This is a genomic window from Bacillus sp. URHA0034 (assembly GCF_056280405.1).
Genome location: NZ_JBWCDK010000002.1, coordinates 835,408 through 858,694 on the forward strand (window position 1 = coordinate 835,408; position 23,287 = coordinate 858,694).

General features: G+C 39.8%; 19 protein-coding genes. 2 read left to right on the top strand and 17 right to left on the bottom strand.

Annotated features, from left to right (window positions below; genetic code table 11):
* Positions 1–16 precede the first annotated feature (16 nt).
* Positions 17–562: a TetR/AcrR family transcriptional regulator gene (locus ACZ9EE_RS06190; RefSeq protein WP_476025787.1), complete on the top strand. Its 546-nt coding sequence runs from the start codon at positions 17–19 to the stop codon at positions 560–562.
* Between the two features lie 114 nt (positions 563–676).
* Here ACZ9EE_RS06190 and ACZ9EE_RS06195 read toward each other — a convergent pair whose 3' ends face one another.
* Both ACZ9EE_RS06195 and ACZ9EE_RS06200 read right to left on the bottom strand, forming a co-directional pair.
* Positions 677–1,435 carry an SDR family oxidoreductase gene (locus ACZ9EE_RS06195; protein ID WP_476025788.1) on the bottom strand — a complete coding sequence of 253 codons (759 nt, stop codon included), beginning with the start codon at positions 1,433–1,435 and terminating at the stop codon, positions 677–679.
* Between the two features lie 73 nt (positions 1,436–1,508).
* Entirely contained in the window at positions 1,509–2,963 is a 1,455-nt protein-coding gene (locus ACZ9EE_RS06200) for a DHA2 family efflux MFS transporter permease subunit (protein ID WP_476032874.1), read from the bottom strand.
* Between the two features lie 277 nt (positions 2,964–3,240).
* Between ACZ9EE_RS06200 and ACZ9EE_RS06205 the strand changes: the two genes are divergently transcribed.
* The gene (locus tag ACZ9EE_RS06205) at positions 3,241–3,834 is read left to right on the top strand and encodes a TetR/AcrR family transcriptional regulator (protein ID WP_476025789.1); all 594 of its coding nucleotides are present in this window, start codon (positions 3,241–3,243) and stop codon (positions 3,832–3,834) included.
* A 202-nt stretch (positions 3,835–4,036) separates the two neighbouring features.
* Here ACZ9EE_RS06205 and ACZ9EE_RS06210 read toward each other — a convergent pair whose 3' ends face one another.
* The 15 genes from ACZ9EE_RS06210 to ACZ9EE_RS06280 form a co-directional block, all read right to left on the bottom strand.
* The gene (locus ACZ9EE_RS06210) at positions 4,037–4,219 is read right to left on the bottom strand and encodes a Fur-regulated basic protein FbpA (RefSeq protein WP_476025790.1); all 183 of its coding nucleotides are present in this window, start codon (positions 4,217–4,219) and stop codon (positions 4,037–4,039) included.
* A gap of 317 nt (positions 4,220–4,536) precedes the next feature.
* Positions 4,537–5,319, bottom strand: a complete 783-nt coding sequence (kduD, locus tag ACZ9EE_RS06215; RefSeq protein ID WP_476025791.1) for a 2-dehydro-3-deoxy-D-gluconate 5-dehydrogenase KduD — start codon at positions 5,317–5,319, stop codon at positions 4,537–4,539.
* 48 nt (positions 5,320–5,367) lie between these two features.
* Positions 5,368–6,198, bottom strand: a complete 831-nt coding sequence (kduI, locus tag ACZ9EE_RS06220) for a 5-dehydro-4-deoxy-D-glucuronate isomerase (protein ID WP_476025792.1) — start codon at positions 6,196–6,198, stop codon at positions 5,368–5,370.
* A gap of 74 nt (positions 6,199–6,272) precedes the next feature.
* Positions 6,273–7,739 (bottom strand): tagaturonate reductase, encoded by a 1,467-nt coding sequence (locus ACZ9EE_RS06225; protein WP_476025793.1) that lies wholly within the window; start codon positions 7,737–7,739, stop codon positions 6,273–6,275.
* A 249-nt stretch (positions 7,740–7,988) separates the two neighbouring features.
* Positions 7,989–9,419: a glucuronate isomerase gene (uxaC, locus tag ACZ9EE_RS06230; RefSeq protein WP_476025794.1), complete on the bottom strand. Its 1,431-nt coding sequence runs from the start codon at positions 9,417–9,419 to the stop codon at positions 7,989–7,991.
* Between the two features lie 210 nt (positions 9,420–9,629).
* Positions 9,630–11,210 carry a response regulator gene (locus ACZ9EE_RS06235; RefSeq protein ID WP_476025795.1) on the bottom strand — a complete coding sequence of 527 codons (1,581 nt, stop codon included), beginning with the start codon at positions 11,208–11,210 and terminating at the stop codon, positions 9,630–9,632.
* Positions 11,210–13,003 (bottom strand): sensor histidine kinase, encoded by a 1,794-nt coding sequence (locus ACZ9EE_RS06240; RefSeq protein WP_476025796.1) that lies wholly within the window; start codon positions 13,001–13,003, stop codon positions 11,210–11,212. The genes ACZ9EE_RS06235 and ACZ9EE_RS06240 overlap by 1 nt, the downstream gene beginning before the upstream one ends.
* 177 nt (positions 13,004–13,180) lie before the next feature.
* Positions 13,181–14,491: a pectate lyase family protein gene (locus ACZ9EE_RS06245; RefSeq protein ID WP_476025797.1), complete on the bottom strand. Its 1,311-nt coding sequence runs from the start codon at positions 14,489–14,491 to the stop codon at positions 13,181–13,183.
* An 18-nt stretch (positions 14,492–14,509) separates the two neighbouring features.
* Positions 14,510–15,628 carry a glycoside hydrolase family 88/105 protein gene (locus ACZ9EE_RS06250; RefSeq protein ID WP_476025798.1) on the bottom strand — a complete coding sequence of 373 codons (1,119 nt, stop codon included), beginning with the start codon at positions 15,626–15,628 and terminating at the stop codon, positions 14,510–14,512.
* Positions 15,629–15,655: 27 nt separating this feature from the next.
* A complete protein-coding gene (locus tag ACZ9EE_RS06255; protein ID WP_476025799.1) occupies positions 15,656–15,979 on the bottom strand; it encodes a cupin domain-containing protein in 324 nt (107 codons plus the stop codon).
* On the bottom strand, positions 15,980–17,149 hold the full coding sequence (locus tag ACZ9EE_RS06260) for an oligogalacturonate lyase family protein (RefSeq protein ID WP_476025800.1): 1,170 nt from the start codon (positions 17,147–17,149) through the stop codon (positions 15,980–15,982).
* A gap of 70 nt (positions 17,150–17,219) precedes the next feature.
* Positions 17,220–18,563 carry an ABC transporter substrate-binding protein gene (locus ACZ9EE_RS06265; RefSeq protein WP_476025801.1) on the bottom strand — a complete coding sequence of 448 codons (1,344 nt, stop codon included), beginning with the start codon at positions 18,561–18,563 and terminating at the stop codon, positions 17,220–17,222.
* Between the two features lie 121 nt (positions 18,564–18,684).
* Positions 18,685–19,518: a carbohydrate ABC transporter permease gene (locus ACZ9EE_RS06270; protein ID WP_476025802.1), complete on the bottom strand. Its 834-nt coding sequence runs from the start codon at positions 19,516–19,518 to the stop codon at positions 18,685–18,687.
* Position 19,519: 1 nt separating this feature from the next.
* Positions 19,520–20,467 (bottom strand): carbohydrate ABC transporter permease, encoded by a 948-nt coding sequence (locus ACZ9EE_RS06275; protein WP_476025803.1) that lies wholly within the window; start codon positions 20,465–20,467, stop codon positions 19,520–19,522.
* A 176-nt stretch (positions 20,468–20,643) separates the two neighbouring features.
* Positions 20,644–23,250 (bottom strand): right-handed parallel beta-helix repeat-containing protein, encoded by a 2,607-nt coding sequence (locus tag ACZ9EE_RS06280; RefSeq protein WP_476025804.1) that lies wholly within the window; start codon positions 23,248–23,250, stop codon positions 20,644–20,646.
* Between the last annotated feature and the right edge of the window lie 37 nt (positions 23,251–23,287).

Here is a 23,287-nt window from a genome sequence, read left to right on the forward strand (position 1 = left end):
TTAGGAGGACCATTTCATGGTTGGGATAAAAGGAAACCGAAGAACATTGTATAGTAAAAAAGTAATTATTGATGCTTTTTTAAAGTTGCTTCAAGAAAAGAACTTAAATAAAATTACCGTAACAGATATTTGCAAAGAAGCTGATATTAATCGTGGAACTTTTTATTCGTATTACAATGACCCGTTTGATTTAATGAGACGTATCGAGGAAGAAATGGCAGAGAAAATGATGAGTACGATTAATATCGCAGGAGACGAATCCATCAAGAATATACTGAGTGATATTTTTAAATTAATAATTGAAAATATAGAGCTTTGCAAAATTATTTTTAATGAAAAAAATGGCTCGCATGTGCTAAATACTATTTTGAAATCTGCGTATGTAAGAACAATAGAAGAACAAAAAAAACGGTTTCCACATGCAAGTGAGACCCAATTAGAATATTTTTTTACTTATATCACAGGAGGAACGATTGAAATCGTACGAAAATGGATAAATGACGATATGAAACTTCCTTCTGAAGAAGTTATACGTATCTTAGAAACAATGTACATGACCTAATCTATAAAACTTTTTTTAAATAATTGATTGTCATTTATGTACACAAACTGATAAAAAATCAAACAACCGTCAAGATAAATCTCGACGGTTTTAACACATTTAATAAGGAATATACTAATATGCTGTCCAACCTGCATCTCCAGTAATAACTGTTCCATTTACAAAGCTTGATTCATCAGAAGCAAGAAATAGCGCTATATTTGCAATTTCTTCTGGTTTACCTACACGCGGATTGATTCCCAATCCTGCTTGAATGCGTCCCATGCCAAATTCGTTAATACCGGTTATCGATGTACTAATGTTTGTTTCAACTCCACCTGGTGCAATGGCATTGCAACGAATACCTTTTGTTGCGTACATAAATCCTGTATTTTTTGTAAAACCAACAACTGCATGCTTAGAAGCTGTATAAGCGGCACCTGCTCTAGCCCCTTGAAGTCCACCAGCTGAAGCGACATTAATGATAACCCCATATTGTTTCTTTAAAAAGATAGGTAGGGCTTTACGTGTTGCACGCATAACACTGGTAGTATTTATGGATAAGACTCTTTCCCATTTCTCATCTTCAATCTCGCCAGCAGGTTCAAAGTTATCCATAATTCCTGCGTTATTGACTAAGATGTCTAATGTTCCGAATTTATTAACTGCCGTGTTGATTAGATTCTGTATATCTTCTTCTTTCGCAACATTGGCCATAGCTGCTATTGCTTCCCCGCCATTAGACTTAATTTCTTCTACAGTAATATTTGCTGCTTCACTGTTTATATCAGACACTACTACTTTTGCACCTTCTTTTGCATAACGAATCGCAATGGCTTTACCCATCCCAGAAGCAGCGCCAGTTACGACGGCTACCTTATTTTGCAGTCTCATATCCATTCCTCCACTTGTGTTCAGTTCATTTTCTATTCTTTTAAAACATTACATTCAATGGATGTTAATTAAGTTAGGTAGTTTTCAAGTCTCTTTGTTGCACCTTTCCCAAATTGGCTTTGGAATCTATATTGGACGCCTGCTTCATCTTCTTGATAAAGAAGGAAAGAAGTAATCCAATTACGCCAATCCCAATAATGACAAGGTAAGCATCGTTAATCCCCTGTATGGTCGCTTCATTAATAAGCTGCCCTTGGGTCAAGCCCTTGGCGGCTGCAGTAGGAAGCATATCCTGCAGATGCGATTTCGTCCTGTCCGACATAACCGTAACAAGAAGCGAAGTACCGACGGCACCGGCAACCTGCCGAATCGTATTGCTTATCGCAGTACCATGGGCATTTAACTGCTGTGGCAGTTGATTCAAACCTGCGGTCTGTAAAGGCATCATCATCAAGGCCATCCCAATGCGGCGCCCCGTAGACATAAGAACCAAATACATATAACTCGTCGAGTCCGTCAAGTTGGTAAAGCCCATCGTTGTGGCAATGGTAATAATCATTCCGATAACAGCCAGCCATTTAGCACCAAAGCGATCGAAAAGCTTGCCTGTAACCGGCATAAGGAAGCCCATTATAAGCGCTCCTGGAAGAAGGAGGAGACCAGACTCAATCGCTGTGTAACCACGGACATTCTGAAGGTAAAGTGGAAGCAGCATCATATCTGCATACATTACCATGGTAACCGCGATATTAATAATGGTTGTTAAGGAGAACATATTATACTTAAATGCACGCAAGTCAAGGAGCGGATTTTGCGATTTCATCTGCTTCCATGAAAAGAGTGCAAGAGACAAAATGCCTACCCCAATTGTACTTACTACCTCCGTGTCCGACCACCCAAGGCTTCCAGCTCGGCTGAAGCCATAAAGCAATGCACCGAAACCAATGGTAGATAGGACAACACTTAGGATATCGAGTTTTGTCTTGAGTGGTTCAGATACATTTCGGAGATAAATGAATCCCAGTGCAATAACAATCACAGCAAATGGGATCATACCATAAAACATCGTTTCCCATTTGTAGTTTTCAATTATATAGCCTGCAATGGTAGGCCCAATTGCTGGAGCGAAAATAATCGCAAGCCCGACCATCCCCATGGCAGCTCCTCGTTTGTTGGGTGGAAAGATGGTCAGAATGACATTCGTTAAGAGCGGCATGATAATTCCTGCACCAGCTGCCTGAATCATACGTCCGGTCAATAATAAAGAAAAACCCGTCGCTAAGCTGGAAACGATGGTTCCGGCTAGAAAGATAAACATAGAAGCCTGGAAAAGCTGTCGGGTGGTAAACCGCTGCATTAAATAGGCGGTTATGGGAATCAAGACACCGTTAACGAGCATGTAACCTGTCGTTAGCCACTGTGCTGTTGAAGCTGAGATTTTAAATTCAACCATTAGTTCAGGAGTAGCAACGCTCATTAGTGTTTGGTTTAACGTTGCAATGAATGCACCTAAGATCATAATGAACATAACAGGGCCTTTTTTTATCGAATTTGTGACAGTTGTCGGATTATTATTCAATTTTCTTCTATCCTTCCTAATTTGAATATAGACTTTTTTTACAATGTGTTTAATAATTAACATTGTATAAATTACTTTATAACGAGACCGTTGTTCTGACAACAGACAAAATCTTGAGAAGTGTAAATTAGTTATCGTTTATTTCAATTTTGTTGAGAAAGCGCAAAATAATAGACAGAATTAAAATTATTGTAAATTTACGAGTTTTTGTAAAGGATGAATTAACATGACAGACAATAAAAAGATGCGAATCGATCCTCGGGTACTTCGTACTCGCCAATTAATAAAAGATGCTTTAATTTATTTGTTGCAAGAGATGGATATTAATAAAATAACGGTTAATCGGATTGCGGAACGTGCAACCATCAACCGTGTTACGTTTTATCTGCATTATCATGATATACAAGACATGTTGGAGAAAATGGCACAGGAAATGGCCGAGGATATTGAGTCCATTATGATGGGGACGACAACAAACATGAAATCCATTGAAGAAATTGATTCGTTGAAGCTTATAAAACTGCTTGAGCATATAGCCGAGAATTCCAAATTCTATAAAGTGGTTCTTGGTTCCACACGAACACCAATCTTCACTGAGCGGTTATTAAGAATCCTTACAAAAACCATAACAGAGAGAGCGGAGATAGATTCCCTGGTCGCTAATACTGATATCCCAAGGGATATTGCTATATGGCATGGGTCTTCCGCTCTAATCGGCACAATCGTAGCGTGGTTGCGGAAGGACATGCCTTATACTCCACAATTTCTTGCAAAGCAGTTGTATAGGCTTTTTCATTTAAATAAGGATAATTGGAAATAAACATAAAAAAAGCAAAAAGGACCATGAAACAGATCATTTTCTCCGTTTCATGGTCCTTTATTTGTTTTAAGAATCTTCAATTCTGAATAAACATGGAATCCTTTAATTTCCTACCTTGCATGTTAATTAAAAAAGACTCCAGGTTCTGAAACTCCATACAGTCTTAGGTTATTAGAGGTATCTTCTTGCAAGCAAATCTACTTTAAACCCATTTAATTGAACCAAACTCACCATGTGGGTGGTTTTGTAATTTAAATCTTCTATACTCATATTCTAATTTCGATAGTGGTAGATTATAAATCTGTTGATCTTCTTTGGTATAAACGTTAAAAAAAATGAGTTTATTGATAAGTTTTTTTCGCTTTTTTTCATCGTTATTTCTCATCATAAACACTCCTTTAGTTTTACAAAAAATCCCCTTAAATATAAACCTTTAAATTGGATCTGATTAAATTATTAGATTAATTGTATTATAAACTTATAATTCCTATCTGTAAAGTAGGAATTATAATTAAATAAAGCAGACACTATCATCATTGCTGTGCCTTCGCTATTCTTAATGACAAGCAGTATGGACCTTACCGGTTAACTATTTATAACCTATCTAAGATTGAGCTGAATAGCCAACTTTTGTTCCATAAAAAAGCCGTACCAAAATAGTTTGGTACGGCTTTCTGATTTTATATCTTGACCCTTTCCGAGTTATCTGGCAAGCCATCCTCCATCAACGGCTAACACATGTCCGTTCATATAGTTAGAGGCCTCACTAGCCAAGAAAACCACAATACCCATCAAATCTGCCGGACTAGCCCAGCGTCCGGCCGGTATCCGAGAAAGTATTTCCGCATTTCGTTTTTCGTCCGCACGGATCGGAGCGGTATTATCCGTCGCAATATATCCAGGTGCGATGGCATTGATTTGAATGTTATATTCGGCCAATTCATTCGCAAACGCCTTAGTTAAGCCGGCTACTGCATGTTTGCTGGCCGTATACGGTGGAACAAATTTACCTCCCTGGAATGAAAGCATGGAAGCAATATTGATGATCTTTCCCGATTTTTGTTCTACCATAACCTTTACCGCCTCCTGGCTGAGGAGGTACAAAGAATTAAGATTGATTTCCATGACGTCATCCCAATCTTCTTCTTTGTACTCCAACAACGGGGCTCTGCGGATAGTTCCCGCGTTATTGACTAGGATATCCAATCTCCCATATTCCTTAAGACATTCTGAAACTACCTGTTTTACCTTTGTCCTGTCACCTAAGTCTGCCTGGAAAAACACAGCCCGCTGACCGGTTTCTTCAATCAAATCCTTTGTTTCCTGCCAATCCCCGCTTCGTGCGACTACGAAAATATCAGCCCCAGCCTTAGCCAATGCAGCAGCGTATGCTTGCCCAAGCCCCTTATTGCCCCCGGTAACGATAGCAACTTTTCCTTTAAGGCTAAAATAATCTAGTGAAAAAGCTTTAAGTTCATTGGACATTCCGATAACCCCCGCGCTTTAATTTATCATTTCGTGAAAGCGAACTACTTATCTCAAATCTTCCATTTTGACAAAATCCATGTCTGTATAAGTGATGTTCTCTCCGCACATTCCCCATATGAATGTATAGTTGCTTGTCGCTGTCCCCGTATGTATAGACCAGCTTGGAGAGATGACCGCCTGCTCGTTCTTCAGGATTAAATGCCTTGTTTCTTCGGGTTTACCCATAAAGTGAAATACACGTGTTTCTGGTTCCATATCGAAGTATAGATATACTTCCATGCGGCGTTCATGTGTATGACATGGCATAGTATTCCAAACACTGCCTGGTGACAACATCGTCAAACCCATTTGAAGCTGACAGCTTTCGCACACATTTGGATGAACATATTGATAAATTTTACGCTCGTTCAAAGTCCCAGGCTCACCTGTTTCAAGAGGTACAATTTCATTAATATCGATTTTAACGGTAGGATACGAATGATGAGCCGGGGTAGAATTAATATAGAATTTAGCCGGATTACTGACATCCTTGGAGCGGAACAGTACTTCTTGTGTTCCCTTTCCAACGTATAATCCGTCTCGAGCCTTCATATCATATTCTGCCCCATCAAGGATGACGGACCCTTCCCCGCCTATATTAATGATCCCAAGTTCACGGCGCTCAAGGAAATATTCAACACCCAATTCTTTATCCAGTTTAATCGTCAACTCTTCTTCCGCTGGTGTAACCCCTCCGAAAATCATGCGGTCATTGTGGGTGTAGGTTAAGCGAACCTGCCCTGGTTCAAAAAGAGTTTCTACTAAAAATTCTCTTCTTAACTCTTCAGTTGTATATTTTTTCATATCTTCTGGATGAATCGCGTAACGTGTTTCCATTTTCATTTCCCCTTCTCGTTCAATTTATTAATTAATATTACCGTACTTCACCGCTTGCCATATTGAAGATATAATCAACTAAATTTTGTTTGAGATAATTCTTTTAGCGCATTCCTTACCCCTAGTTGTTCGATAACATTAAGATGTTTCGTTACCGTACTTGTTAGGTTTGTAATCTCATTAAGATCTATTTCCCAGAGCTTCTTGTCACTTAGTACTCTTTCCGCTACATCGTGTAACTCTATTTCCTTATTTTCATACATCTTCCAAGTAGATTTAAAGAATTGCAGTGTTTCAGGCCGATCCTGCAAACTAATGTTTTCTTCGCCCCGTTTCCCCCGGTAAAAATAGATCAGGCAGCTCAAAGCAAATACCATTCTTATCGGCAGAACGTTAGTCTGCTTCACATAATCAATAAGTGAAGGCAAATTCCTTGTTATAAACTTTGAAATCGAATTTAAGGATATACTCGTTAAATAATGCTTAATATATGGGTTCGCAAACCGGCTCAGGACTTCCTTGGCATAGAATCCGAGCTCCGCTGCATCCCCTTCCAGGGTAGGTATAATTTCCTCTGTTATCAGTTCTCTAATAAATAATCCTACTTCTTTGTCACTTACTGCCTCTTCAACCGTATCTAATCCAGATAAATAAGCAATGGGCGTCATCGCTGTGTGGGCCCCGTTTAGTATCCTAGCTTTACGAGTACGGAATGGAGTTAAATCCTTCACAACAATCGTATTTAGTCCCGTACCGTCAACTGGAAGCTCATGTTTAATAAATTCCGGTCCTTCAATTACCCACAGATGGTACTGTTCACCCACCACCATTAATTCATCATGATAACCAACTTCAGCAGTCTTTTCATTGATGGTATCGGAAGGAAATCCAGGGACAATTCGATCAACCAGACTCGAGCAAAACGTATTAGCCTGCTCGAGCCAATTGATAAACTCGCTGCCAAGGTTCCAGTTTTGGGCATGTTTTAGTACAATCTCCTTCAGGACCGTCCCGTTATTTTCAATCAGTTCACAGGGAATAATGACGCAGCCGCGCTCAAGATCTCCGGAAAAAGCTTTAAAGCGATGATACAGGAATGCAGTCAATTTTCCCGGAAAACTCTTCTGGGGCTGATTCTCCAATTTATCCTCAGAGTCATAAGCAATGCCAGCCTCCGTCGTGTTACTTATGATAAACCGGAGCTCCTCCTTAGCAGCCAGCTCGATATAGGACTGATAATCAGTAAAAAGGTTGATTCCACGGCTGATCGAATCAATTACCATATGTTCGTTAACAGGGCTTCCATCCTTGATTCCCTGTAAATAAAGGGTAAACAGTCCATCTTGACGGTTAAGCCTCTCAATCTTCTCTGATCCTCTTGGCTGGACGACAACGACACTGCCATTAAAATCCGTTTTTTGGTTCAGGACTTGAACTTGCCAGTCAACAAACCCTCTTAGAAAGTTCCCCTCACCAAATTGAAGGATTTTTTCCGGATAATTTTTATATTCCTTATAATTCCTTCGGTTTAATTTTTGCATAGGTCATATCTCCTTATTGACGACTAAAAATGCACACGTGAACATTCATTCGCACACCTGAACAGGATCGGTAAGGAGCAAGCGAATGGATACTCATCCTTACCAAATCCCTAAAAAAACATGGGGACGGTTCTTCTGCTTCCCATCCTTACCAAATCCCTAATAATCCGTTCTATTTTAAAGAAAATCCCGTCCTATCATATAGACCCTATTCTTCTTTTCTCTCCAGCATGATATGATCCTAATAAATTAGTTTAGGCTGCCCGCTGGTTCAGCGATTTTGAAATTAAAGTATTCTTTTGCATTGTTGAAACAGATGCCTTGGACGATTTTGCCCAACAGCTCGAGGTCATAGGGGACATCACCGTTCTCGACCCATTCCCCAATTAAGTTACATACGAGTCTGCGGAAATACTCATGTCTGGTATAAGATAAAAAGCTTCTCGAGTCTGTTAGCATACCAATGAACCTGCTGAAGAGACCTACATTAGATAATGCCTTCATCTGATCGAGCATTCCATCCTTTGTATCATTGAACCACCACGCTGTCCCAAATTGTATTTTCCCAGGAGTGGTTCCGTCTTGAAAACTATTGATAATACTCGCAATTACAAAGTTATCTGTTGGATTCAATGAATAAAGAATGGTTTTAGGAAGCTTGCCTTCTTGTTCTAAAGAATCTAGAATCCTAACCAATGGTTTAGCAATTTGATCATCATTAATAGAATCGTAACCCGTATCTGGACCAAGTTTGTGAAACATTCTCGTATTATTATTCCGATGAGCATTAATATGGAATTGCATGGCCCAGCCAAGGTCCGCATACTGTTTACCAAGGAAGACAAGCGTATAAGTCTTAAATTTCCTTTCATCTTCCAGTGAAAGGATGCTGCCAGATAACCTTTGTTCAAAAATGCGGGCCACATCTTCAAATGCAGCTTCTTCATACACCATTGAATCTAATGCATGGTCGGAAACAGTGCCACCTGCTTCGTGAAAGAACTGAACCCTGGCTTCTAATGCTGCAAGATAATCTTCAAACGTGTTAATTTCAATGTCAGAAGCCTCCTCCAGTTTTTCCACCCAATCAAGAAAACCTTCACGATTAATTTCTAGCCCCTTATCAGGTCTGAATCCGGGTACAACAGTAACCGGGAAATCTTTTTCATTCTTTAACAATGCATGATATTCCAAACTGTCAACCGGATCATCTGTTGTACAGATTACTCGTACATTTGACTTCAAGATTAAATCACGGACAGAAAATCCTTCCCCATTTAGTAATCCATTTACTTTTTCCCAAATTCCAGGTGCACTCTGTTCGTTCAGGACATCATAGATACCAAAAAATCGTTGCAGCTCTAAATGTGTCCAGTTATAGAGCGGGTTACCAATTGTCATTGGAACAGTTCTTGCCCAAGCTAAAAATTTCTCATAGTCGCTTGCTTTTCCCGTTATATAATCCTCGGGTATCCCATTAGCTCTCATTACCCGCCATTTATAGTGATCACCATAAAGCCATGCTTCTGTAAGATTTTTAAATTTCTTATTTTCATAGATTTCTTTTGGACTTAAGTGGCAATGATAATCAATTATTGGCATTTCCTTCGCAATATCATGATATAAAGAGATAGCGACTTCATTCTTCAATAAATAATTGGGTCCCATGAATTTTTCCATTCCAGCACCTACCTTTGTTATTTTTGTTAACGTTAACAATTTTATATAATTTTAGTCTAACAAACAAAACAATATATGTAAACAATAAATGTAAACGTTAACACTCACTTTTTTATATCTTTCTAAACTACTTTTCTACCCCGTTTTCTCTTTCATTTCCATTTTTTCAAAGGGTCATTTATTTTTATCCTGAATGGCGAACTATTATGCCTATTTTAGCTTTTTAAATTCAACCGGGGTATAACCCGTGTATTTTTTAAAACTGCTGCTGAAATATTGGGGATTAGAGTACCCGACCTTCTCAGCGACCTCATAGGTCTTCAAATCAGTTTTCTGAAAAAGCTCCATAGATTTCTTCATCCTCGTCTCAAGGAGAAAATCTCCAAAGTTAAAACCCTTGTCGACTTTAAAAAGATTGCTAAGGTAGGCTGAGCTGACGTGAACTTCTTCTGCTACTGTTTGAAGGCTTAAATTGGCCACGTGGTAATTTTCCCGAATGAAATCAATGGCCTTATCAACAAGTGTATGCTTATGATTCCCATTTAATCGTTTTACAAACTCGGCTAAATCAACAGCAATTATTGTTATTACGGAAAAGATTTCATCGATGGTCTGTAATTTCACTACCCTGTTCTCGAAATTTTCAAACTTTTTATCGTCCCAGTTTTTTGCCATTTTAGACGATTCATAAACTATTAAACTAATGACTCTAACAGCAAACAATACGATTTCCTGCAAGGATACTCGTTTATTTGTAAGAAGTTCATGTTTGGCCTTTTCTAACAGCTCCGTCACTTTTTCAGGAAGACCCAGTGAAATATATCGGAAGAGATCTTCTTCAATTTGTAGTTGCTCAGCCACTTCCTCACGCTTTGACGATTCAATTACTTCAATAGAAAAAGCTTGATTAATCCCTACTAAATGACGGAAGTCCATCGCTTTTACTGCCTCTCGGTAGGAGCGGCAAACGTCTGCCAGTTCATTATAGATTCTCCCGCTTGTAATAGTGATCGTCGTATCAAGTTTCTCTTTTACCGTTGAAAGGAATTGGCGAGTTACATTTGAAATAGCACCAGAAAAATCATCTTCCCGTAAATCGGACTCAAATAGGAAGACAGCAAAATGCTCGTTTTCAGCGTTTATCACGCAGCCGTCCATCTTAAATCGGTCAAGGATATTTCGGCACTGCTCCATGATAAGGTCCTTCACAGTTTCCATATCTCTCTCAGGGTCAAAGTCGGTTTGGTCCATTTTGACATACAGTGCCGCTGAATGTGTCCCCTTAGGCTCTATTCCTACTATACTTAACTCTTTCACTAATTCTTCATTCGTAAAGTCGTTAAGGCTCAGCCTCTTAAGAAACTGCTGCTGAATATAAAGTTGACTCTCGTTGATATGATTTTCCTTCTGCAGCTCAAGCTCTAATTCTGACGAGGCTTGTTTCAGTTTTTCAATCAATTCACTAGTTTCTACTGGTTTAAGCAGATAATCATAGGCTTTTAATTTAATAGCCTCATGTGCGTATTTAAAATCCTCATAGCCCGTTAACAAGATTACTTTTGTTTTGGGATTATATTCTTTGATCGCCTTAGTCATCTCGAGTCCATCCATAAAGGGCATTTGGATATCGGAGATGACAATATGTGGATCATGTTCTTTAATAATTTCGAGGCCTTGTTCACCATCCGCACCGACACCTACTAACTTAAATCCATGTTCCGTCCAGGGGATAATACTAGATAACCCTTTGCGGATAATTCGATCGTCATCCACGATTGCTACCTTATACATTAGTTAAGCCCTCCCCGTGTTTTTGAGATCCTTACCAAAGCCTTGGTTCCTCCTCCTGCGACACTTTCAATGGACAATCCATACTCTTCCCCAAAATGAAGCTTGATTCGCTCATGGACACTTCTTAGACCAATGCCAATTGTCGGGGAATTGCTCTTTTTGTTCTGCAGCTCCTCCTTAATAATTCTTAATTTGTCACTGTCGATACCAGAGCCATTGTCGATGACTTCAAGGCAAATCGTATCGCTCATTTCATAGCCCGTTATCATAATTTCCCCTTTACCCCTTTTTTGCTTAACTCCGTGATAGATGGCATTTTCTATCAGAGGCTGCAGTGTCAGTTTAACAATTTTGCAGGTTAATAAATTGGGATCAACCTTAATTTCATAGGAAAAATCATCGCCATACCTCATTTCCTGGATGATAAGATAATTCTGGATATGCGAAATTTCTTCCTCTAAACTGATAATTTCTTTCCCTCTGCTGATACTAATACGAAAAAAGTTAGAAAGTGCTGTAATCATACTACTGGCTTCCTTATTCATTCCCATATCGGATAAGCCCTTTATCGAATACAGAGTATTATATAGAAAATGAGGGTTAATTTGGGCATGCATGATCGAGAACTCAAGCTGCCGCTTTTCATCCTGTTCTAGTCTAATTTGATCCAAGAGCGTATTAATTCTAACTAATAAATCGTCCAATGCTGTTTTCAAAATTCCAATTTCTCTCGGACCTTTATGAGAGAAGGTAATATTTAAATTATTTTCATTGATTTGCTTAGTTTGTGAAACTAGAGCAGAGACTGGATTGGTAATGTATTTAGCCATAAAGTTTGCAATTAAAATAGCTATGGCAGTTAACATGATAATTACAACTGCTGTTACGATTTTGATATAATTGACTTTCTTTAATATCTCATTTGTTGGGAAAACAGCAGCCACTTTCCACTTATTCACACCGATTGTATCGTAGATAATCGTCATGTTCTTTCCAACAGCATTTTGAAACTCATATCGCCCTTTTTCATCCTGTAATGACTGCAGATAACTTAATTCCTTTGGATTCAAACGATATTGGTCTTCAACTGTTTTTGAATTAAAAGTACCATCCTGGCTGACAAGGGTAAGATAGCCATGTTCTCCAATCAACGATTTATTTAAAACGTTTTCAAAAAAACTTTTCCGTAAGTTAAAGAGCAAAATACCATTTGCCTTGGTGTGGTCATTCCCTATCAGCTTAAATACACTTACCACATCAGATTTACTGGCAAAAATATCATCAGGATGCTCATTTTGCCAGTAAAATCCCTGCTTACTGTCACGATATTGTTCTGCATATTTCTTATAAGGAAATTGATTGAAATTCTTCCGAAAATCACTGCGATATAAACTAAATTTCCCATTTTGCATATCCACTAGAATGGATTCAATAATGGTGTTGTAGGTTAAATGAATCACCTTCAATGAATTGTTCATTCCAATGTAATCATTTGAGTCCACCTCAGAAAATTCTGAATCTATTAAATCTAAAGTCTTCGGGTCATTCGAGATAGCGACCAGCTGTTCGAATACATCATATAATCTGTTTTCTAAATAGGACTTTGTTTGGAATATCGTATCATCTACATTTTTATAAGCATTTTCCTCCAACTGGGTCACAGCGAGCCGATAGGAAATCCAGCCTGTAAATGCGATAAAAAATATCATGACCGGCAAAAATAACGAAATGATTGTGGATCGTAGAGAAAATAGAAAATATTTTTTTATGAATACGACTAGTTTATTTTTCATAGCACTACAGGAAGCGTTTCCAAAACAACAACCTCCGCTCCATTCCTTTTCTCCTATAATCTTACTATTAAAACATACATTATTTTGCTAAACAGGTAAATGGGTTTTCTTTCTCATCTTAAAACTTCCATGACAAAACAGCTAGAACCCATAATCATTTTATGGGTTCTTTACCGCCTATTTTAGTTTGCCAGTACCCGCCTTAGCTTTTACCAATGCTGGGACTGCCTGTGTCGGGTCAATCTTTGTAAACAAGGAAGGTTCCCAGCCAACATTTTCGTTTAGTTGGACTGTATGTGATTGATTAAAGGCATCAACTAAGTCGACTTCATTCGCGGAGCTTTTTCCATCTACAAAAGATCCACTTTCATAAATCGACGTACCCTTCCAATCCTGGATAATTTCTCCAGGATCCATATCATAATCGAAATTAAAATAATTGTTCTCTGCATAAATCTTTGAGTTTACGCCAACACCTAGTGCATAATCAAACTCGTAATCTGAGTCTTTATTAAACTCATAGTAATTGTTGTACACATGTACTTGGCCATAACGGACCCTTGGCAGTCTCTGTGTGAGGTTTTTGTAATAATTATGGTGAATCGTGACTTTTAAGTGTCCCTCGTCGCTCTTTTTACTATCACTGGAACCGATAAGGGAGGTCTTGTCATGATCCTCTAACGTATTGTAAGAAATGGTTACATAATCAGCACCATTTGTCACATCAAGCAAGCCGTCATGCTGCTGGTAGGTTCTTCCGAAAACTTTCCCAAAATCCTCATCATGGTGCTCTCCATCTGTTAACTTGTTATGATCAATCCAGACATTGTGCGAGTTATTTGTTACCGTTACATTATCGTATTCGGAGTTCCATTCACCAAACTCGCCGTCTGTCGGATCCCATTGTGGGAAGAAATCAACAGGGGCTTGAAATTCGATATTGCGGATAATAATATTTTCCACTCCGCTCATAATTAAGCTGCCGCCGATAATTTTAGCATCGTCGCCTAGTCCAATTATCGATGTGTTGGAGCCAATATTGACAACTATCTGCTGTTTTTGGTTCTGAGCAGAGCGGGCGCGTGCATCCTCAAGCGGACCGGACACTTCTTTTTCGTGTCCCCATACATCAGGTTTATACGCTTCAAGGTAGGCATTATAATCATACGCGGGATCTGCATAAAACTCAGGTCCAACCGGCATATTATTCGAATCTACATTAAAGTCAATCGTACCTTTAACATAAATAATTTTAGGGGTGTTATCCTTACCGCCGCCAAGGGCCTTAAGAAGCTCGGCTTTATTTGTTACGGTAAACACATGGCTGGCATCAGCTTTTGCTCCGCCTGTTGTTCCCGTTCCATAAGCGGCCCAGCCATCCTTCGGTTCAAGGACCTCCCTTCCCAAATCAGGCGATGACGCAGAAACCGATGAAATACCCATTGTCAACATAGACACTGCTAACAGGCTGCTAAAAGTTTTTTTCACCCAGAACACTCCTTTAATTTATGATTTAATATTATTTACTAAAGCCATGCTGGCTAAAATAAAGGCACCCACACCATGAAGGTCATTTTCGGATACTGGACGAGACACGTAGTAGTCATACTCTCCTGCAGAAGTTCCGATACAGATTCCTTTCATCGTCAATGAATCACCATCGACCTCAATCATCTCATTTAATAATCCTTGATATCCCTTGATTGCGGCTTCAAGGTATTCTTTACCCACATATCCCTGTTCAACCGCTCTAGCAATGGTATAAATGAACAGGCTGGAGCAGGAAGATTCAAGCCAGTTATCTTCTAGACTTCCTTTGTCCACAATTTGATACCATAATCCGGTTTTTTCGTCCTGAAAGCTGACGATGCTTTTTATAAGACCTTGCAGGGACTCTATCAATTCTCCTCTTCCATTGTGATCCTTTGAAAGCAGATCGAGGATATCAATCAAAGCAGTGCCATACCAGCCAACTGAACGTCCCCAAAACTCCGGTGAGCAGCCTGTCTCAGGATTTGCCCAAGGCATCTTTCTGCTTTCATCGTAAGCATGGTAAAGAAGTCCTGCATTTTCATCTTTCATATTTTTGCGCATTAGCTTTTCCTGGAATAGGACCATGTCGTCCAACCCTTGTTCGTTAAAGGCATTCTGGTACATCAAAGCAAAAGGTCCAGCCATAAACAAACCATCCAGCCACATTTGATATGGATATTTGTCTTTATGCCAGAAACCGCCTTCTTTTGTTCTGTTCAAGGTATGGTATAAATTTCTTAGTTTATCGGCTGCTTTCTTATAACGTTGATCCTTGGTCTCATTTAACAATGGATATAACAATATTCCTACTTGAATAGAGTCCAGCTGGTCCCGTTCGAATAGGAAATTGCCTTCTTCATCTAGGAGATTATCAATATAGCTTTTAAGATAATCAAAAAACTCTTGATTTTGTGTCTTCTCCCAAACTCGCTGCATCCCGTAAAGGTATACACCCTGATGATAGTGCCAGACATTTGCCGGCGGCAGTTCTTCCGGTGTAAAAGTCCTCATCAATGTTCTGGATGCTTTTTCGGCCATCGTTAATGCAATGTCTGCTGTTACATTTGTGGTTTTGGCTTCTGAATAATTCATGAATGTACCTCCTGTTATTTCCAATTATTAAAGAAAATCGTCTCGCTTCGGTGTAAAGATATCTAAAATAATAGATTCGTCCTCGAGGGCCTTTACACCGTGCAAGGTGTTTGAAGGAGTATAGATGCTATCCCCTTTTTCCACGCGTTGTGCCTTCCCATCCAAAGTAAAATCAAAACTGCCTTGAACAATATAACTAATCTGTTCATGGACATGGGAGTGAATTTCACCAATGGCCCCCTTTTGAAACGTGACCTCAGTCATCATCATGCTTCCGCCCAGGGCCAAAAGCTTGCGCTCCGCTCCTTCACCTGCAAAAACAGCCTCAATGGTATTTCCTTTTACAAACATTTACGCTCCCCCTTTACGTTTTTTTATATCTACCAAATAAAGATTCGTCGGACCTTCACGGTCAGAAGTGAATAAGATTTTTTCATTATTCCAGCTAAAGGTAGGATGGCAATGAGTTTGCTGCGTATTCCAGCTAGTCATATGGGTGCAGAGTGTTTCAATTGAAGCCTCTTCACCTTCGATGTTGATTAACACAAGGTCCTCTACCTCATCTCCAACTAAAAGGGTATTATCCTTATTGCTGTGATAATGGTTGCAGTAATAAGGTAAATCCACTGTACGGAGGATCGTAGCGTCTTTGTCTGCCAGCCCGATGAATGGAACTTGGTCTGTTTCCACTTTTTGTATCGTCGCTTGGGTTTTATCAACTGTAATCGTCCCATCATGACCTCTTCGACGATTGTCGAAAAAGATTTTCCCATCCGTTGTCCAAAATTCGTGACCGATACAATCATCTTCCCCTTGACGGTAGACAGGCTGTACACTTCTGCTCATCATATCGATTAGCCAGATCCTTTGGTGGACAAGGTTCCACGGACCTTCGTGACAGAACATGCCAAGACTGCTGTCGATCGGGCAAAATTGAAAATGCCCGAGCCAATGTGTATCTTCAAAGACATCCATTACCTTTGATCCATCGAGGCTAATCAGGGTAATCCAACCCTTTTTAGTTGCGTACATGGTTTCTTTAAATCCTTTGTAGTTGGCTCCCCGGGGGATTCGGACTCGTTCATTCCTGGCCAGACCAATATACTTTTTATCTGGGGAGATATGTGGATGGCCCAGATGAACATCGTTTCTTTCTTCATAAACAACCGTTATCTCCGATGTTCTTGTATTAAGCTTTTTAATCAGATTTCCCGTTACATATACGATAATCTCGCTATCTGGCGTTTTTGTATGGCTGCCCGGGGTAATCCCATCCATTTCATCCGTTAATTGAATCAACCTTCCTGTATACAAATTCATCTTAAAAAGATTATAAATCCGCGGTACCTTCGAAGAGCGGTCAGAGAGGAAGAAAATCTCTTCGTCTCCTTCTGTGAAAGCATTATCTGTAAAATAAAAATGATAGTTGTTTGAGCCATCGGATGTTAACTGTAAAACAGTGGTTCCCGTCTTCTCATCCACGTATTCTTTTATTTCAGAGGGAAATTCTTTTCCTATCAACCTATCCGCCTCCTAAAGAAGAGATAAAGCCGTCTCGAAAGTAGTTTCTAGACGGCTTTATTTTTAATGTTTATTTTTTGAAATGCTCATCGTATTTCTTTTGAGCGTCTTCAATCGCTTTTGCCCACTGATCAAGGAACTCTTCTACCGTCATTTTTCCGCTCATGACCGCCTGTGTTCCTGGATCCACTACTGTATCAAGAATGGATCGGTATTCAGGCAGATAGAATGGCGGCTTGTAAAGAATGGTATTGGGATCATCATAAACTTTGAATGCTGTTTGAATGTGTGGAGAATCCTTTACCCATTGTTCAGTTAATACATCAGAGTTCGTAGGAATCTGACCAACCTGCTGGTTCCAGTAGGATTGGCTGTCCTTTGAATTCAGGAATGCTGCCAATTTCCATGCTGCTTCTGGGTGTTTTGTCGTTTTGAATACACTGATTCCGATGGTGTTACCGCCTTCTGCTACATATTTGCCATCAGCCGTTTTTGGAAGTGGAATCGCTTGGAACTGATCTGGCTTTAATGCCTCTTTATGTTCGCCGAAAGAACCAATGTTATGCTGAACCATAGCAACTGCACCAGTATCAAATCCAGCAATCATTTCTTTGTATCCGTTTGTGATATCACTTTGCGGTGTATCTTTTTTATACAAGGCAAAATACTTCTTCAGAAACTCAACATGTTCTTTGCTGTTGATGGTACTTTTGCCATTTTTAATGTAGTCCTCTTTACCCGAGTATGCATACATTAAACGCTGTAATTGGAACGATCCGCCAGCTCCACCGCGGATAGTATAACCATAGCGGTTGTTGGCTTTGTCTGTTTGCTGTTCAACAGCAGTGAAGAAATCATCCCAGGTTTCAGGAATTTTTGTCCCTTTTTCCTTGAACCAGTCAGGACGAACCCATAGAATATCAAGGTTTTGTGTATATGGAATGCCGTATAATTTGTGGTCAACAACGATTTCTTTATTAAAGTCAATTGCTCCTTTATTAATCTTGTCTTTATCCTCCCATTTTTTATAATAGGAATCTAATGGCAGCAATGCCTCTCTCAATGCAAATTCTGGCAGCCAGCTAGTCTGCACACTTCCCACATCTGGAGTATCCTCGGCAGCGATGGATGCATCGTACTTTGCTTTTGCTGAGTCTTTTGGAAGCCCTACATATTCAACATCAATGTTAGGATTTTTCTCTTCAAATCGTTTAATCAATTCTTCCCAGATTGGTGTACGCTGCGGTCCGGCATTTTCATCCCAAAACGTTAACGTGATTTTTTCATTTGGATCTGTTTTCTTTTCCTTTGTGCTTGCTTCTTTACTGCTGCCGGAATCGGAAGCGCAGCCTGCAAGCAGTAATGACGCTGCCATTGATGTAGCGGCAATTGTTTTCCAAAACTTTTTGTACACAAAAATCCCCCTCAATCCTTTTGGTTTATGTTGTTATATAGGCTGTGTTAAAGTTGCTTTTCCGCTCCAGTCAACAAGGCAACGGATGAACTTTAACACAGTCTTTTAATCAAACAGTAAGTTATCCTTTGACAGCTCCACCCATGCCATTTACCAAATGTTTTTGTGCATAGGCAAACATTAGAACTGCCGGAATTAAAGCGATTACACTTCCGGCCGCTAGAGCGCCATAGTTGATATTAAATTCACCCATCATATAGCTGAGGCCGACTGGAAGTGTAAACTTGCCCTGCTGGTTTGTCAGCATCAAGGCAATCAGGAATTCATTCCAGGTGTAAATGAAGGTAAATACACTCGTTGCTACGATCCCTGGAACCAAGAGCGGGAAAATAACATAACGAATTGCCTGCAGCTTGTTACAGCCATCTACCATCGCCGCTTCTTCAAGTTCTCGAGGGACGTTTGAGATGAAACCATTCATTAAAACGGTCGTAAATGGAATTTCAACAGCCGCATAAGTAATAATTAAGGAAAGCGGGTTACTGATTAACCCCATGTGCTTGAAGATAATAAACAAAGGAATAATTAACATGGACCTTGGAATAAACTGTGTGCACAAGAGCATAAGAAGGAATGCACGCTTCCCCTTAAACTTGTATCTGCTTAAGGCATAACCTGATAAAGTTGATAGTATTAATACTATAAAAACTGTACATACACCAACTATTAAACTATTTTTAAAGTAGGTTGAAAACCCTACATTTGTCCAAGCTGTAACAAAGTTATCGATTGTGGGCGACGCTGGTATGTATCCAAGCGGCCGTTTGACGATATCTCCTTCGTGCTTAAAAGCCGTATTAATGGTCCAGTATAACGGAAAGAGAGTAAAAGCGAGCATAACTAGGAGCGGAAGATTAAATGTCAGCAGCCGGTCAACTCTTTTTGTGTTATTCATGTTAATTCCCCTCCCGATCATATCGTGTAATCCGTAAATAGATGATTGCAAAGATTAGTAATATACCAAAGGCAACAACTGTTAGTGCTGACCCATATCCAAAATTTGATCCGTGTACTGCTTGTTCAGCAATGTACATCGTCAAGGTTGTGGTACTGTGTGCCGGCCCTCCGCCAGTAAGGTTGAAAAGAAGGTCGACGTTATTAAACTCCCAAATCACACGGAGTAACGTTGTCAGGACAATTGTATTTTTCAATGAAGGCAGTGTCACATATAAGAACGATTTCACTCTGCTTGCACCATCCACTTTTGCCGCTTCATAAAGTTCTTCTGGGATACTTTGAAGTGAGGCGAGTAAGGTAATGGCGAAGAAAGGAACACCTCTCCATAACTCTGCAATAACGACCGATATAAAAGCAGTCGTGCCATCAGCCAGCCATGCCTTGCTTTCACTGATAATCCCCAGCCTCATGAAAAGATCATTGATAACCCCCATATGTTCATTAAACATTAGGGACCACATTACAGATGCTAACACACCCGAAATAGCCCACGGAATAAAGGCAGCCGCTCTTATCATCCCTCTGAACTTAAATTTTTGATTAAGAAGGAGTGCTGCAATTAAGCCAAAGATCAACTGTAAGCCTACCTGAGAAACCACCCATTTAAAAGAGGTTAACAAACTTGGAAGGAATAATTTATCCTCCGTAAAAATCTTCTTGAAATTGCCTATCCCGGCAAAACCGTTATAAAAGGGAGCGGATATATCATAATTTTGGAGACTGTAGTAGAACACCGTCCCAATCGGATAGAACAAAAAGGTTACAATCATGAGTGTTGATGGCAAAATAAACAAATAAGGTATCCATTTTTCTAGTTTATACCTTTTGATTGGTTTCTTTTTCTGAGTAGAAACTACTGGTACTTCCAGCTCTTGTCTTAGATTCATTGAATAGATCCTCCTTTCTTGTTTTTATCTTAACAGAAAACGCTTACACTAAGAATTCAATATCTTTAGCTGTTTGTTTGATTTTTTTAGATGTTCATAATTTTTTTAATATTGTTTAAATATGCACAACAAAAGAAAGGCAGCTGCGAACAGCTGCCTTCTTTTCTTTCATTCGGTTATTTTTTTAACCCTGGTGGCATTTGTTTTACATGGATTTCAAGCTTTGCCTTCAAGCCATGGTAAAAAGCGGTAACGGAAGTTTTCCCTTTCTCCCCGGCTTGAAGATTGCCTCCCCGGTCTACTGCAACAATGGAGTTATCTCCACTCTTGAACTGAATTCCAGAAGATAAAACTTTTTCAGAGCCATTAAAGAATCTGGCAACGACAACTGCCTTTGCTGATTCCCCTTCTCTTAGAGTGTCAGGGCCATCCAGTCTAATTGACACAGGATCTGCCGGCAGTGCGCCAACATAGCCTTTATTGATACCAGCACTATTTAGGAAACTATCAGGAGAGATACGAAGAAAGCTGCCATAAAGGATGTTTCCATCTATATCTCTATCAAACTGGTCTGGTATCTCAAAACTGGCAAAGTCTTTAGAAGTAACAACGGTCCCCTCGCTGTTGGATGTTTTGGCCCCGTCATAGAAGAAATTCGTGCTATCATTATTACCTGAAATAAAATCCTTTACTGCACCGGAAGCAGTTCGATAGGAAAGGTTGTTTTTAAAAGTCCCCTGCTCTTCAGCCGTGAAGTATGGATTGATCCGAAACACATAGTTAAACCTTTTATTATTAAAAGCTGTGTTATTTTCCACAACCATTTTACCTGGATTAAAATTGTCTGTAAAACCATCCATATTATTGTCAAAAGCAATATTGTTTCGAACAATATGAGCAACCGGCAATCCTTCCCCGCCCAGCTTAAAACCATTACCAGCATTGCCATCTTTGTTATAGCCATTGCTTAGTTTACCGTTTGAGTAGGCAATGTTTCCTTCTAGGGTTATTGGCATATTTGCGCCTTCATTCGTTCGGTTGTACAAATCCCATCCATCATCGATATTATGATGGGCGATGTTTCCTCTGAAGACATTTCCGACACCGACACCCAGCTTGGCGGCAAATCCGTCTGCATTTTCGTCGGAAAGGTCACGGTTATCATGTGATTCACAATTTAAGATTAAATTATACTTCGGCCATAAATCTGGATTGGAACCACTGCCGCTAATTTGCAGACCTGTATCTAGGTTAAAGTTGAACAGCATTTGTTCCACAATATTATGGTCACCGCTCACTCGCATCCCACTTGAAGATGCCTTCGTGATCTGAATGCCAAACAAGTGCCAGTAATCTCCATTTAATTGCAGGACATTACCAAGTTTCCCTTGCCCATCAATCACTACTTTTTCACCATGATAAGCCGTTAATGTTTTCATTTTTTCTTTGGAACCGCTATATTCCTTCTTAATATTAATGATCGAAGAAGGGGTATAGATACCCTCACGCATGTAAATCGTTTCACCAGGTATGGCGAATTTAATGGCCGTTTCCAAATCTACTGGATCATCGATTGTTCCTTTGGCAAAACTAGTCCCTTTTGGTGAAACATACAATCCTGCCCCGTTCGTATAAATTTTCTTTGTTACGGAAAGGTTCTTGGTGATGGATGAAGTGGATGGTCCTTCACTTGGCGTATAGGTCACAATAAAATCGGTGGTTGGGCTATCCAATACTGTACTAAATGAATATACCTGATCCTTATGAACCGCTGCCCCGCTCACTACTTCTTCCCCATCTTTTACTATTGATATTGTGCCGCTATAATTGGCAAGTGCTTTCAGTTCATACTGTTGTGAACCAGATTCTGGCGCCGAAAGTAAGCTCATACTTGGTTTATCTGGTACAGGCTCCGTTGGCGGTGTGGGTACAGTATGGGCCTCGCTAAGAGTTAGTTTTGCATTCTGAATCGTCATTTTGGCATTTCTGGCTGCATAAAAACCAACATACATATGATCCTTGTCCATCACTTGAACAAGATCGGCTCCTTTGACTCTTTGTTCAAATGTTTTTTCTTCAGCCAAATGAGTATAGGTAGCAGACATGATAAATTCTGTGTCAGTCCGCTCCAGCCTTACCTTAACAGGTGTTCCTACAGGAAGTTTATACTGTGAATCAGTTGTAAAAGAAGAGGCTTTTAATTGACTTCCGAGATTCCCCCATGGATAAAGGACACCTGTCCTGTAGATTGGAGCTACACCATTACGCATCATCCCGACTCCAAAAACATTGGAAGCAGCCGGAACTTCTTCATAACCAAGGATCATCGGGTCTTGCCGCGGTGCACCGATCGTGTCCCTGACCATAATCCCTGCACTTTCCTGACCATTTGGTCCGGCCCCTGTTTCCGGACCGAACTGTTCGATTGTCATGTCAGCTTCCAAGACGAAGTTATCTAGATTGGGATCGAGCTTCGTATAGTAGAAGGTCATCCCGTCGTGTCCAGGAGCCAGCTTTCCTCCCCTGCTCTCTAACGTAATTTTTCCCTCAATGGTGCCTGGCTTTTCTGGTGCTGCATAGTTTGTACCAATTTTTTCAGGCAAAACATTCGCGGCAAAATTCACATCTGTTGACTGGCCAAATGTAACGCTTTGCCACACTACTCCCTCAGTTTGGGCTGCTTCCTGATTACCGCCTGTTTCTTCTGCATATGCTGCTGGAATGCTGCTGCAAACGAAAAGCAAACCAAGTAAAACACTTCGTATTTTTGCTAACGCCTTCAAATTTCTCACTCCCCATTCACTTTCATACAGTAATTTT

Bases quoted from the DNA above. Each gene is read 5' to 3' on its own strand.
- ACZ9EE_RS06190 (WP_476025787.1), top strand. From the start codon at position 17: ATGGTTGGGATAAAAGGAAACCGAAGAACATTGTATAGTAAAAAAGTA.
- ACZ9EE_RS06195 (WP_476025788.1), bottom strand. From the start codon at position 1,435: ATGAGACTGCAAAATAAGGTAGCCGTCGTAACTGGCGCTGCTTCTGGG.
- ACZ9EE_RS06200 (WP_476032874.1), bottom strand. From the start codon at position 2,963: ATGTTCATTATGATCTTAGGTGCATTCATTGCAACGTTAAACCAAACA.
- ACZ9EE_RS06205 (WP_476025789.1), top strand. From the start codon at position 3,241: ATGACAGACAATAAAAAGATGCGAATCGATCCTCGGGTACTTCGTACT.
- ACZ9EE_RS06210 (WP_476025790.1), bottom strand. From the start codon at position 4,219: ATGAGAAATAACGATGAAAAAAAGCGAAAAAAACTTATCAATAAACTC.
- kduD (WP_476025791.1), bottom strand. From the start codon at position 5,319: ATGTCCAATGAACTTAAAGCTTTTTCACTAGATTATTTTAGCCTTAAA.
- kduI (WP_476025792.1), bottom strand. From the start codon at position 6,198: ATGGAAACACGTTACGCGATTCATCCAGAAGATATGAAAAAATATACA.
- ACZ9EE_RS06225 (WP_476025793.1), bottom strand. From the start codon at position 7,739: ATGCAAAAATTAAACCGAAGGAATTATAAGGAATATAAAAATTATCCG.
- uxaC (WP_476025794.1), bottom strand. From the start codon at position 9,419: ATGGAAAAATTCATGGGACCCAATTATTTATTGAAGAATGAAGTCGCT.
- ACZ9EE_RS06235 (WP_476025795.1), bottom strand. From the start codon at position 11,210: ATGTATAAGGTAGCAATCGTGGATGACGATCGAATTATCCGCAAAGGG.
- ACZ9EE_RS06240 (WP_476025796.1), bottom strand. From the start codon at position 13,003: ATGAAAAATAAACTAGTCGTATTCATAAAAAAATATTTTCTATTTTCT.
- ACZ9EE_RS06250 (WP_476025798.1), bottom strand. From the start codon at position 15,628: ATGAATTATTCAGAAGCCAAAACCACAAATGTAACAGCAGACATTGCA.
- ACZ9EE_RS06255 (WP_476025799.1), bottom strand. From the start codon at position 15,979: ATGTTTGTAAAAGGAAATACCATTGAGGCTGTTTTTGCAGGTGAAGGA.
- ACZ9EE_RS06270 (WP_476025802.1), bottom strand. From the start codon at position 19,518: ATGAATAACACAAAAAGAGTTGACCGGCTGCTGACATTTAATCTTCCG.
- ACZ9EE_RS06275 (WP_476025803.1), bottom strand. From the start codon at position 20,467: ATGAATCTAAGACAAGAGCTGGAAGTACCAGTAGTTTCTACTCAGAAA.